The organism is Melioribacteraceae bacterium 4301-Me (genome assembly GCA_041538185.1).
Lineage (GTDB): Bacteria > Bacteroidota > Ignavibacteria > Ignavibacteriales > Melioribacteraceae > Pyranulibacter > Pyranulibacter aquaticus.
In genome coordinates this window covers 360,250-373,278 of the sequence record JBGORM010000002.1, presented here as the reverse complement: position 1 = coordinate 373,278, position 13,029 = coordinate 360,250, and the positions used below count along the sequence as shown (strand labels likewise).

Annotated in this window: 13 protein-coding genes; 10 read left to right on the top strand and 3 right to left on the bottom strand. The window is 34.1% G+C overall.

All coding sequences use genetic code 11. From position 1 onward, the window contains the following. Window positions 1-29: 29 nt before the first annotated feature. On the top strand, window positions 30-1,232 hold the full coding sequence (gene rocD, locus ABRY23_05035) for an ornithine--oxo-acid transaminase (GenBank protein ID MFA3782412.1): 1,203 nt from the start codon (window positions 30-32) through the stop codon (window positions 1,230-1,232). Between the two features lie 12 nt (window positions 1,233-1,244). Here the strand turns inward: rocD and ABRY23_05030 are convergent, their stop codons facing one another. Further along, window positions 1,245-3,494, bottom strand: coding sequence for an ATP-binding protein (locus ABRY23_05030; GenBank protein MFA3782411.1), 2,250 nt, complete (start codon window positions 3,492-3,494; stop codon window positions 1,245-1,247). Between the two features lie 222 nt (window positions 3,495-3,716). Between ABRY23_05030 and ABRY23_05025 the strand changes: the two genes are divergently transcribed. Further along, window positions 3,717-4,490 (top strand): AMP nucleosidase, encoded by a 774-nt coding sequence (locus ABRY23_05025; protein ID MFA3782410.1) that lies wholly within the window; start codon window positions 3,717-3,719, stop codon window positions 4,488-4,490. A 67-nt stretch (window positions 4,491-4,557) separates the two neighbouring features. Beyond that, window positions 4,558-4,980 carry a hypothetical protein gene (locus tag ABRY23_05020; GenBank protein MFA3782409.1) on the top strand — a complete coding sequence of 141 codons (423 nt, stop codon included), beginning with the start codon at window positions 4,558-4,560 and terminating at the stop codon, window positions 4,978-4,980. Between the two features lie 15 nt (window positions 4,981-4,995). On the opposite strand, the gene ABRY23_05015 is transcribed toward ABRY23_05020, so the two are convergent. After that, complete coding sequence (locus ABRY23_05015; GenBank protein MFA3782408.1) at window positions 4,996-5,628, bottom strand: TetR/AcrR family transcriptional regulator; 633 nt, start codon at window positions 5,626-5,628, stop codon at window positions 4,996-4,998. Between the two features lie 116 nt (window positions 5,629-5,744). On the opposite strand from ABRY23_05015, the gene ABRY23_05010 reads away from it, so the two are divergent. The 7 genes from ABRY23_05010 (at window position 5,745) to ABRY23_04980 (ending at window position 12,564) form a co-directional block, all read left to right on the top strand. After that, the gene (locus ABRY23_05010; protein ID MFA3782407.1) at window positions 5,745-6,485 is read left to right on the top strand and encodes an outer membrane lipoprotein-sorting protein; all 741 of its coding nucleotides are present in this window, start codon (window positions 5,745-5,747) and stop codon (window positions 6,483-6,485) included. After that, complete coding sequence (locus ABRY23_05005) at window positions 6,486-7,715, top strand: ABC transporter permease (protein ID MFA3782406.1); 1,230 nt, start codon at window positions 6,486-6,488, stop codon at window positions 7,713-7,715. It begins immediately after the preceding gene. Between the two features lie 11 nt (window positions 7,716-7,726). Next, entirely contained in the window at window positions 7,727-8,941 is a 1,215-nt protein-coding gene (locus ABRY23_05000) for an ABC transporter permease (GenBank protein MFA3782405.1), read from the top strand. A 17-nt stretch (window positions 8,942-8,958) separates the two neighbouring features. Next, window positions 8,959-9,633 (top strand): ABC transporter ATP-binding protein, encoded by a 675-nt coding sequence (locus ABRY23_04995; protein ID MFA3782404.1) that lies wholly within the window; start codon window positions 8,959-8,961, stop codon window positions 9,631-9,633. Further along, window positions 9,633-10,790 carry a hypothetical protein gene (locus ABRY23_04990; GenBank protein ID MFA3782403.1) on the top strand — a complete coding sequence of 386 codons (1,158 nt, stop codon included), beginning with the start codon at window positions 9,633-9,635 and terminating at the stop codon, window positions 10,788-10,790. The genes ABRY23_04995 and ABRY23_04990 overlap by 1 nt, the downstream gene beginning before the upstream one ends. 296 nt (window positions 10,791-11,086) lie before the next feature. Further along, window positions 11,087-12,250, top strand: coding sequence for a thiamine pyrophosphate-dependent enzyme (locus ABRY23_04985; GenBank protein ID MFA3782402.1), 1,164 nt, complete (start codon window positions 11,087-11,089; stop codon window positions 12,248-12,250). Continuing rightward, window positions 12,247-12,564, top strand: coding sequence for a cupin domain-containing protein (locus ABRY23_04980; protein ID MFA3782401.1), 318 nt, complete (start codon window positions 12,247-12,249; stop codon window positions 12,562-12,564). The genes ABRY23_04985 and ABRY23_04980 overlap by 4 nt, the downstream gene beginning before the upstream one ends. 93 nt (window positions 12,565-12,657) lie before the next feature. Here ABRY23_04980 and ABRY23_04975 read toward each other — a convergent pair whose 3' ends face one another. Further along, a complete protein-coding gene (locus ABRY23_04975) occupies window positions 12,658-13,014 on the bottom strand; it encodes a thermonuclease family protein (GenBank protein ID MFA3782400.1) in 357 nt (118 codons plus the stop codon). Window positions 13,015-13,029 lie beyond the last annotated feature (15 nt).

The window sequence follows — 13,029 nt, the reverse complement described above, 5'->3', positions numbered from 1 at the left end:
TATAAACTTTCAACAATAAAAGGAATTTTATGCTTGCCAAAGATTACATCGAATTAGAAGAGAAATATGGTGCACATAATTATCACCCGTTGGATGTAGTAATCGAGCGTGCACAAGGAGTGTGGGTCTATGACGTTGAAGGGAACAAATACTTAGACTGTTTAGCAGCATACTCGGCGGTTAATCAAGGGCATTGCCACCCAAGAATTGTTAATGCACTTAAACAACAAGCTGAAAAGGTTACATTAACTTCACGGGCGTTTAGAAATAGTCAACTGCCATTATTATATAAAGAGTTAAGTGAGTTAACTGGCTACGAAATTTCATTGCCTATGAATTCTGGTGCTGAAGCAGTGGAAACAGCACTTAAAGCTGCTCGTAAATGGGGCTATAAGATAAAAGGTGTTGAAGAGCAAAAAGCAGAAATAATTGCATGTACAAATAATTTTGCAGGAAGAACTATTTCTATCATAAGTTTTTCAACTGAAGCCCAATATAGAGATGGTTTTGGACCTTTTACTCCCGGTTTTAAGATTGTAGAATACGGCAATGCTAAAGCACTTGAAGAAGCTATTACACCTAATACAGTAGCCTTTTTAGTTGAACCAATTCAAGGAGAAGGTGGTGTAGTTGTACCTCCTGAAGGATACTTAAAAGCTTGTGCTGATATATGTAAAAAAAACAATGTGCTTTTAATAACTGATGAGATACAATGCGGACTCGGACGAAGCGGTAAACTATTTGCATTTGAATATGAAAACATTAGACCAGATGTAGTTATTATTGGCAAGGCATTATCGGGCGGTTGTTATCCAGTTTCGGCTGTTTTATCAAATAAAGAAATATTAGGAGTTTTCAAGCCGGGGGATCACGGTTCTACATTTGGCGGTAATCCACTTGGTGCTGCTGTTGCAAGAGAATCGTTAAAAGTTCTTATCGAAGAAAAACTTATTGAAAGGTCCTTCGAGCTTGGTAATTATTTTCTTAATGAGTTAAAGAAAATTAATTCACCACACGTTAAAGAGGTAAGAGGCAAAGGATTATTTATTGGTGTAGAACTAAAGCCGGAGGCAAAAGGCGCAAGAAGATTTTGCGAGGCTTTAGCAAAACGTGGTATTTTATGTAAAGAAACCCACGAAAATGTGATTCGTTTCGCTCCACCGTTAGTTATTACTAAAGATGAAATTGATTGGGCATTAAAAATTATTAGTGAAGTGCTAATGATGAACTAATACTTATTTTCATCATCTTCTTGAATTCAGCCATTGGTCAATTGTAATTTTTAAGAAGTGGATGTTAATAGGTTTGGCAATGTAATCATCCATGCCTGCTGCTAAGCATTTTTCTCTGTCTTTCATACTCGAATGAGCTGTAACAGCGATTATAGGAATTTTCGAGTGTTTACTGTTAAGTGACCTGATTTTTTTAGTTGCTGTTATACCATCCATGTCTGTCATCTCTACATCCATAAGTACTAAGTCGAACATTCCGCTTTGTACTGCCTCAATTGCTTCCTTACCAGTAGTAACTGCTTCTACATCATATCCAACCTCACGTAAAATTTTAAGCTCAAGGTTTTGACTAATTGGGTTATCCTCTACAAGTAATAAACGTTTTTTCGTTGAGTCATTTTCTAATACTTTACTTATTTCTTTATTTAATTTTTCCTCTGTGTCCTCTTCTATTATCTCTTCAAGTTTTTCAAAACTGTCTTCATATTCACCTGGTATTTTCATTTTTACTGTAAAATAAAACTTTGTGCCTATGCCAAGTTTACTTTCAACGGTGATTTCTCCTCCCATAAGCTTTACAAATTCTTTGCATATTACTAAACCCAGCCCAGTTCCCTCTTTATATGATTTTTTATTTTTTATTTGAGTGTAAGGTTCAAAAAGTAAGGGTATTTTATCAGAAGGGATGCCATGACCAGTATCCGATACAGAAACTCCAAGCAATAATATTCCATTTTCTTTATGCACAACTTCTGCTTGAATTTCAACTTTGCCTTCATCGGTAAATTTGACAGCGTTACTAAGCAAATTAATAAGAACTTGCCTAAATCTTGTAGCATCTCCAATAAGTTTCTCCGGAATGTTAGGGTCTATTTTCTCTTCCAGTAAAAGTCCCTTTGTTTTTGATTTCTGAGAAATCATTGAAACTGCTTTATGAACTTCGTTTTGGAAATTAAATTCGTCCTCATCAAGCTCCATTTTACCAGCTTCAATTTTAGATAGATCGAGAATATTATTAATTATATCAAGAAGGGATTCTGCAGCAATTTTTGCATCTCGAGCAAAATTCTTCAGCTCCTCCTTATTTTCAAAAAGGTCATTTTCAATTAAAGTGAGAAAGCCCATTACCGAGTTCATTGGTGTTCTTACTTCGTGACTCATATTAGCAAGAAATTTAGTTTTGAAATTACTCTCTTGCTGTGCTCTTCTTGCTGCTATATCAGATTTCAATTTTTCTTGACGAAGCGCTTCCAATGCTTTTTGTTTTTCATTCTCTGCAATAACCTGTTGGGTAATATCCTGAACGCTGCCTTCATAAAAAATAGGTTTATCTTCTTCATCATCATTTACCCTGGCATTAATTCTTACTACAATTTCAACACCGTCCTTCTTCTTAAAATTAACTCTAAAGTTTCTAATTTTACCCTGCTTTTCTAAAAGCTTTGAAAAAAACTCCCACTCAGATTCTTTTCTAAATATGCCATCTTTGAAGTTTATTTTCTTCAACTCATCTTCATTCGTGTAACCAAGCATCTTAATAAAAGCAGGATTAGCAGTTTTTACTTTTCCATTTGGTGTGACTTGAAAAATTCCTTCGGCAGAGTTTTCAAAAATATTTCTATATTTTTTCTCTGAAACCGCTATTTCAAAACTCTTTGTAATTGCTTCTTCTCTTAATTTGTAATTGATATAACTTGCAACTATTGCCATTACACTTATCACCAAAACCAGCATAACTGATTCAGCCATGTTAGGAAGAATGTAAACATTTTTGCTGTTAAGAATAATGGAGCATGCAAAAACAAGGTTATAATATACGGCAACAATTATCTGATGTTTTACATCCCAGCTCAAAAATAGTGCAGCTGTAAAAATAATCAGTCCAATAATCTGCGAATTAAATACTAATGTGTTCGGGTAAAGAAAAATTATCACACCAAATGTTATAATTATTGTTAACAGCAACGAGTGCACTAATATAATAGGGTGTCTTTTCCCCTTTGTTGTATAAGATATTACCAGCAGAATAAAAGCGATAAAAATTGAAGAGACTCTCGAGATATAGACAATGTATGAAAATTCTTTAAAGTATCTAACTTCAAAAATAAGAGCAATAATACCAGCAATAGCTGTAAACTTGGCTAAACTTTGGAACGGAGCTAAAAGCTGGCGTCGAGTTTCTTCTTGGAGAAATTCTTTTTTCTTAATTTCCAACGTAGAGCGAAAATTTTCCTTTGTCTCGGATGTAACTTTTTTTACCAATTCTTCTACTTAAAGTTTGTTGCCGAAAGCTTAATTAAAATTGTATTTTTGTTTAATATATTTTTTAAAAAATGAATGATTTTTTTCATCTGTAAATTACAAATAATAAATAACTATTTTTTTGAAAAGAATCAAAACCATAATAATAGATTTTTTTAACAGCAATAATGTTCAAATTTATCTTTTATAATTATCGAATTTCGTTAACTACTCTTAAGTGCTATGAAAACTAAACTTGATATTGCAAAAAATTGGCTCCCTAGGTACACAGGTACTCAAATTGACGAGTTCGGCGATTATTTACTTTTAACAAACTTTAGTTATTATATCACTAAGTTTGCCGAAAGATTTAATTGTGAGATAAAAGGCATTGGCAGACCGATGCAGGCTGCAACTAACAATAATGGTTTAAGTATCATAAACTTTGGAATTGGCTCTGCTAACGCTGCCACAATAATGGATCTTTTAATTGCTCGTCAACCAAAAGGAGTTTTATTTTTGGGTAAATGCGGGGGCTTGAAGACCTCTACAGAAATTGGACATTTCATTCTGCCAAACGCTGCTATAAGAGGGGAAGGAACAGGTAACGATTATTTACCACCAGAAGTTCCTGCTCTTCCTTCCTTTAAACTCCATAAGTTTGTTTCTGATAAAATTGTAGCTCACAACTTAGACTATAGAACAGGAGTAGTATACACTACCAATAGAAGAGTTTGGGAATGGGATAATGAATTCAAAGACTATCTGAAAAAAATCGGCGCAATCGGTATTGACATGGAGACCGCCACTATTTTTATCGTTGGATATGCTAATCAAATTGCTAGAGGCGCATTACTGTTAGTCTCAGATTTACCAATGGTCCCTGAAGGAATTAAAACTGAAGAATCGGATAGGTACGTAACAACTCACTTTACTGATTTGCACTTGCAAATTGGAATTGAAGCTATGTCCGAAATTGAAAGTAAAGGTGAAAAAATAAAACACTTTAAATACTAAAAGGAATTCACTGTTTGAATCCAATTTTATTTTACTTAATGTTGCATAAGAAAAAATATTGATATATATGAAAAAGCTACCCATTATTATATTTACCATTATTATCACATCAAGTGTAATTGAAGCACAAGATGAAAACCTAATAAAAAATTCACTCAATACAATCTTCACTCTCAGCATTACAAAAAACTATGAAAAGGCAGCGGAGTTTATAGCTTATTCTGGTAGTGACAGCAGCAGATACTGGACAGACACATACAAATCTAGCGACAAAGAAGAACTCAATCAGGTAAAAAGAATTTGTAAAAAAATTGCTGCGCTGAACGAAATTAGTGACAAATACAAAGTTACCTCGATAACAACTAAGAAAATCAACAATGTTACGGTTTATTCAGTCGGGGTAAATTTCATAAGTGGTCAACAGCAGCTTAAGACCGAACTAGATTTCATTAAGTTAGGGAATAAATACATTCTTACTGAAATGAATTGAGAGATTCTTACTGCATTAATAATTTTCTTTTAATAAATTTATTGCCTCTTTACTGTATCTGGCTTTCAAAAGCTTAGCCACCTCATCTAAAGGATAATTTTCAGTATCAAGTAAATAATCCACTCCTACACCATCGAATATTGCACCAATTATTCTAGCTTCTGCGACATAATTTTTTACGCCTATTTCCTTAAAAATATTTTCTATTAATCCAAACATCTCCTTAATAAAATCTTTCATAAATTGCGCTGATGTTTCAATAATTTCGGGTTGAAGCCAAAAAGTAAAAAGCATCTTCCAAAAATCAAAATTCTGCCTTATCCAGTCGAAAGTAATATCTATCATTTTTTCCAACTTTATATAAGGGTCTTTCTCCTCATATACTGGAACATAAGCCTGGTAAACCAGCTCCATTAGATATTTTAAAATTGCTTCCACTATGTGTTGCTTACTGTCAAAATAATTGTACGCTAAACCTTTCGACACGCCGGCTTCTTTAGCAATATCGCTCATTGATGTCGACTGAAACCCTTTCTCTACAAATAGCTTTAACGCCGAATCAAGAATAATTTTTTTTGTCTTCTCTCGTATTTCTTTATTTTGTTCTTTTGTTCTTGGCATCTTTACGTTGAATAAATGTTCAGTCATAATATATTCTAAAAAAGCCTAAAATTCAATCAATTTTCTCATAAAACCCTTTGCTTGACAACAATTAAAAAAATTTATATGTTTTGACTGACCGTTTAGTCAATTAAAGGTATTCGATGAGATTTTCACTTATTATATTATTTTTATTAGCCGTCAATATTATAAAGGGGCAAACTGCGGAGAAAATTGTAAGCAAAGCTGAGGAAATTTTAAAAGGAAAAACAGCACATGGAATAATGGAGATGATTATCAAGACTCCCGACTTTGAACGAACCTTAAAAATGGAAAGTTGGTGGGTTGGAAATGAAAAGGCATTGATTGTTATTAAATCTCCTAAACGTGAAGCCGGAAACAAGACACTAAAAATTAAAAATGAAATTTGGAATTACCTCAAGAATACCGAAACAACTATTAAGATTCCACCATCGATGATGTTGCAATCATGGAATGGTTCAGATTTTACGAATGACGACTTGGTTCGCGAGTCCAACCTATCAAAAGATTACAATAAAAATTTAATTGGCGAAGAACCCATTGGTGGCAAAAAATGCTGGAAGATTGAACTGGTTCCCAAACCAAATGCACCGGTAGTTTGGGGAAAACTTTATTACTGGATTCGGCAAAAAGATTACATGCCTTCAATTGTTCAATACTTTGATGAAAAAGGAAATTTAATCCGCTACATTGTTTATTCCGATGTAAAAAAATTCGGTTCACGAACAATGCCTTCTGTTTGGACGATGTACAGCAAAACCAAGGAGGGTCACTCAACTACAGTAAAAATTTTGGAGATGGAACTCGATATAAATATTCCCGATAAAATATTTTCTTTCCAAGAACTTGAGCGAGGAAATTAATTGAAGCTAATATTCAAGCTTGCCTGGCGGAACGTATGGCGAAACAAACGAAGATCGATGTTAACCCTCGCTGCGATTTGTTTTGCAACTTTTGCTTCTATCGCTATGCGCGGTATGCAGCATGGTACATACGCAATAAATATTAAATATGCCGTTCAACTTTTCTCAGGCTATTTACAAATCCAAAAAAAAGGGTATCACAATAATCCCTCGTTGAACAAAGCTTTCGGCAATGTAAAAGAAATCGAAAAAAAATTATCTACTTTAAGATTTGTTAAAGGATATGCGCCTAGAATTTACGCAGACGGACTAATAAGCTTCAAAGATAATTCTTTCGGTGCAGCGGTTTTCGGTATTAATCCTAAAGTGGAAAAAAATGTTATAACATTAATGAACAGACTAAAGGATGGCAGATTCTTTAACAGCGATACGTCGAACAATATTGTTATAGGCTATAAATTACTCGAAAATTTAAAAGCTAACATTGGCGACGAAGTGGTAATCCTTTCGCAAGGAGCGGACGGCTCGCTCGGCAATCTGAAATTCAAAATTGTAGGGACATTAAAAACCGGTTCACAAGAATTTGACGCCATGGGCGTTTTTATGGGTATTAAAAAAGCCGATGAGTTATTAGCGATGTACGGACGTGTTCATGCAATAGCTATAGCGCTGTATAATCTCGAGGATTTGGAACACGCGAAAGAACAAATAAAACAATCACTTGCCGGCACCGGCTTGACAGTGCTTACATGGGATGAACTAATGCCGGACTTTAAACAATCAATAGAGTTTGATAACGTGAGTGGTATTCTTTATTTGGCTATTCTTGTTATCATTGTTGCCTTCGGAATACTCAACACCGTTCTCATGTCTGTTACAGAAAGGTTTAAGGAATTTGGAATTACTCTTGCGATAGGAATGCCTCAAATAAAGCTTGTACATTTGGTCTTAATTGAAACATTCTTTATAACTATAATCGGACTGCTGTTCGGCAATATAATAGGGTACGGAATAAATTCTTACTTCATCCATCATCCAATAGAATTCGGCGGCGATATTGCCATGATTTACCAGGAATACGGTTTTTTGCCGAGAATAGAATCATCATTGCTGCCTTCAATGTTTTTTAATACAACGTTAACGATTCTTGCAGCTTCACTAATTTCCTGTGTTTATCCACTGTATAAAGTTTTTAAATTGGAACCTTTAAAAGGAATTAGGTACACTTAATCGAGATTCATATGTTATTCAAATTGGCTTGGCGAAATCTTTGGAGAAATAAAAGAAGATCGTTGATCATTCAACTTTCAGTTGTTGTGGGCGTAATTGCTATTATCACGCTAGATAGTTTAACAAACGGAATGCTGTATCAAATGCTGTTCAACCAAATAAGCACAAGCGTATCATATATTCAAATTCACAAAAAAGGTTTTAAAGATAACAAGGTTGTACAGAATTTTATTCCCGATTATCACAAAGCGGAAGAAACCATTAAAAATGACCCGCTTATAAAATCATACAGCAAAAGAGTTATTACTTTCGGATTGATAAGCAGCGCAGTAAATTCATCTGGAATTTACATCAACGGTATAATTCCAGATGAAGAAGCTAAGGTATCGATAATAAAATCATCTGTTAAAGAAGGCAAGTATTTTACAGGGGGAATGCATGAAATAGTAATTGGAGAAAAGTTGGCTGAAAAATTGGAAGTTGGACTCGGCGATAAAATTGTCATTATGTCCAACACACTTCAAGGAAACGTGGGTTCGGATCTCTATAGGATTGTTGGGCTATTTAAAACTTTCAGTTCAGATTTCGATAAAACTAACATTTATATCCCGCTCCAAAGCGCTCAACAATTGCTTGGCATTGGAGATAAGATACACGAATTCGCAATGATTACGGATAACTACAAAAATGCACCTAAAGTTGCTTCTGCTCTTGCAAAACAATTAGGTCCGAAATATGAAGTGCTGCCTTACAATGAGATTCTACCTCTTTTAGTAATTCAGCTTGATTTGTACAAACAATCGTCCTTTATTGTTACGCTAATTGTCAGCCTTGCTCTCATTTTTGGAATAATCAACACAATGTTGATGGCAGTTTTCGAAAGGATAAGAGAATTCGGAGTTTTAATGTCGATTGGAATGAAAAACGGAAAGCTCTTTTCTATGATAATTGCCGAAGCGTTTATTTTGGGAGTGATTGGTACGGTTGTCGGTACAGCTCTCGGACTATTGATTCAACTGCTGATGATGAATTCCGGTTTGAACTTGAGCATATTTGCACAAAGTTTAGATTCCTTCGGACTGGGTTCAATCATTTATCCGGTAATATCATTTGAAAATACTTTCATTACATTTTTAACGATTCCAATTGTTGCGGTTATCGGTGCACTTTACCCCGCAATTAAAGCTATTAAATTACAACCGGTTTATGCACTGCGTTATGTATAATAAATTAGAGCAGTAAAATGGAAATAATTCGAACAGAAAATTTAGAAAAGATTTATGAAGACAACGGTGTTCCTGTTCATGCATTAAAAGGAATTAATTTAACTGTTGAGAAAGGCGAATATTTGGTTATTGCCGGTCCTTCGGGTTCAGGCAAAACAACTTTGCTTAATTTAATTGGAACTTTAGATAAGCCCACAAAAGGCACTATTTATTTTGAAGGGAGTGACATTTTACAAAAATCAAAAAAAGAATTATCTGAGCTACGACTTAGAAAGCTTGGATTTGTTTTTCAAGCATATAATCTAATTCCAGTTTTAACAGCTTTAGAAAATATTGAATTCAGTATGATGCTTTTAGGAATACCAGAAAAAGAAAGACAATCGAAAGCACTCGTATTGATGGAAGAACTTGGAATAGCAGAACTTGCCAACAAACGTCCTAATGAAATGAGCGGCGGGCAGCAGCAAAGAGTTGCAGTTGCACGCGCAATTATTAACAATCCTTCAGTTGTTTTGGCTGATGAGCCTACTGCAAATCTTGATTCTAAAACTGGTGGCAACCTGCTGGATCTTATGCAAAAAATGAACGAAGAAAAACAAATAACATTTATCTTTTCGTCTCACGATAAACAAGTTATGGACAGGGCAAAACGATTGATTATTTTGAAAGATGGTATTATCGTGGAGTCGTAATGCCGAAAAAATTTCAAGTGATTTTAATTTCACTGCTTTTATTCCCAAGTTTATCCAATGCTCAGTACGATTTCTCTTTTTCTGGTTATGTTGTAAATATGCCAATCTACCAGCTTTCAAACGAAAAGTTATCTAACCTTTTTAGTTTCAAAAAAAACATGATTCTTGATTTAACACGAATCAGATTACGACCAACTTTACATTTGTGGTCTAGTGCCCGGATAAATGCAGAATATGAAATTGCTGGTTTATATTTTAACTCAATAGGAAATTTTTTGATTGTTCCAAGCAATAAAACCAACAGGCAGTTATGTGATTTAACATGGAACCCCGTCGACGAAAAGAACTATTCAGTCGTACATTTTGTAGATAGGCTTTCTTTCCGGCAAGAATTTGAAAACGGGAATATTGAAATAGGACGTCAAAGAATTGCCTGGGGAACCGGGAGAATCTGGAATCCCACTGACCTCTTCAATCCCATAAACCCTGCAGCATATTATAAATTGGAAAAAGACGGTGCCGATGTAGTTTCATTAAAATATGCTTTTGGGAATTTTACCGATTTGAATATAGTATTCAATCCACAGGAAAAATTAAACAAAAGTAATTATGCGTTCCGCTTCAGAACAAATTTTGACGAATACGATGTTTCAGTAATGGGTGGCTATTTTGACCAAAGAATTGTTGCAGGGATGGATTTTGCAGGCAATCTCGGCAAAGCTGGCTTCCGTGGTGAGGGAATAATTTCAATAGATAAAAATGATTTCAGCAATAATTTCGTAAAATTTATACTTGGTGCTGATCAGCAGTTCACACCAAAACTTTATGGAATGATAGAATATCATTTTAACGGTGAAGGTAAAAAAGATAAACTCAAATATGAATTTGCAAGACTTATAAAAGGCGAAATTATTAATCTAAGTCAAAACTATGTTTATACTATGCTGAGCTATCAATTAAGCCCGCTATTGTCGGTTAGTTTATCTAACAATATTAATTTAAACGACGGCAGTGGTTTTATCGGCGGCAGCGGAAATTATCCCCTAACGGAAAATTTTTATCTCAACCTCGGATTACAAATAATCTACGGTTCAGATAATACGGAATACTGGTATTATCCAAACTCAATTTACCTGGAGGGAGAATATTACTTTTAACCCAAATCTCCTATTACTGAAATGGGAATCCATCCACGAAGTGGTGTATTCGCATAAAACCTCCACAGCATGTCGAAGTTACCCCCTACGTAAGTTATTAACAAACAATGGCTTGAGTACCGAAATTCATTAAAATGAATTTTTTGGGTTTAATTTTCTAAATTAAGTTCTAACCAGCAAAAAAAACTACTTGGAACAACAAAATATTGACCGTTCTTTGCAATAAAAAATTATTTTGGTCAGTTCACAAATTTTTAGAAATTATGATTACTTTTGTTAATTAAAATGTATAAAAAATGAAAGCTCCAGTTCACCAAACAATTGCTTATGCTTTAACTGACCTTGGTATTGAAGTAATAACTAATGTGCCGGGTTATGGCGCGTGGGGCACATTTCAGGCTTTCAATGAAATATCTCAAAAAAACAACAAAATTTCTTTTCATGAAGAATTAGCATATTCAATTTCGCATGCTGCAAGTATTTTAGGTAAAAGATCAGCAACGCTTATAAAATCCCAAGGATTAATGAAAGCAGCTAATAGTGTAACTGATTCATTATATACTTCCATTAATGCTGGTTTTGTTACTTTTGTTTTTGATGATGCAACAGGTCAACACTCAGATAATATATTAGAAACTTCCACAATATTAGAAGGTCTGCAAATACCCTTCATAGTGCCTAAGTTGCAATCTATCTATGAACAAGTTGTTGCTGCTTATCAACTTTCCGAAAAAAAGAAGATGCCGGTTGTGTTTCTTATAGATACTGCAAAGCTGCAAGAGGAAATTGAATTTAAAAGAAGGGATTCGCTCAAAAAAACATTCGACTATAAAAGAGATGTTTATTCTCACGTGGTACATCCTTCTCTTTCAGACTATCAATACAAAGTTTTTCTATCAAAAAAATTAGGAACTGACCCGGTTTTAATTTCGAGACCCCCACTACCTCTTGTTCCAGAAAATTTAACACCGGCTTTAAGATCTACTGCTGAAAAGTATCTCCCCTTTTTTGAGGTCTTTAAAGATGTTAAAAAAGATTTTACTACCGGAGATACAAGTTCTTCGAGTGCTTTTGCCTTGCCACCTTTTAATTGTATTGACCTTGTTACTTACATGGGAGGAAGTATTCCTCTTGCAATCGGTGCTTATCTTGCAGGCTGCAGAAATGTTTGGGCCTTAACAGGTGATTTTGGATTTATTTCTGCTGGACACTTAGGATTAATTGAAGCATTAAATCGTGAGATTCCCCTAAAAGTAGTAATTTTTTATAACAAACAAGCAGCTGCAACTGGAGGTCAAGTAATTCACAAAAAAATAATTATGAGAATATTAGCAGGCTATGAGAAATATATAGTTCATCTTCAAAATCCCAATAACCCTTTTGAAGTTTCTGAAATATTAAACGAAGTAAATAATTCTAATGAACTAAAAATTGTTTTAGCTGATTACCCTGAATCATGAAAAAAAATTTCTTTGAAGACACTTTTGTTAATTCTAATAAGGAATTTATTGAGACTGTTCTTGATAGTGGAACTTTCAAAATAGAAAGGATTGTATCTAACAGCTATTCATCACCAAAAGACTTTTGGTACGACCAATCGTTAAACGAATTTGTGCTGCTGTTGAAAGGAAGCGCGAAAATTTTATTTGATAATGGCGAGATAACCGAATTAAGCCCTGGTGATTATCTGTTAATACCGGCTCACAAAAAGCATCGAATCGAAGAAACTGATAAGAACCAGAAAACTTTTTGGCTGACTGTCCACTACACATAAAAGTTCAGCCAAAGAGCAAAAACTAATTGAATAATAGAATAGCTCTTATAAGTCAATTTATAAACTAAAACTCATTTCTAATAACTCTTAGATTTAGTACTTCTTATAAACTGCATAACCTTTTTTAACTAAAAGGTCATTAATGTTTACAAAATTGCCGTTCTTTTTTTCTAAATATACCTCCCCTAAATAACGGCCATATTTACCCTTTTTATCTTTAATTGTCTTTATTAAAACCTCTTTCTTTAGAATCAAACTTCTAAGAAAATCTCTTGATTTAATCCCTTCTATCCTTTCCTTACCCTTTAACTCAGGTACATTAATTCTGCTAAGCCTTATTTTTTCATCTTTAATCCATGTATGAAGACCTAAATCAATTTCAACTCTGCATGTATCGCCATCATAGACATCACTAACAAAAGCTTTATATACATATAATGTTTTTTTCATTTCAACCTCATATAT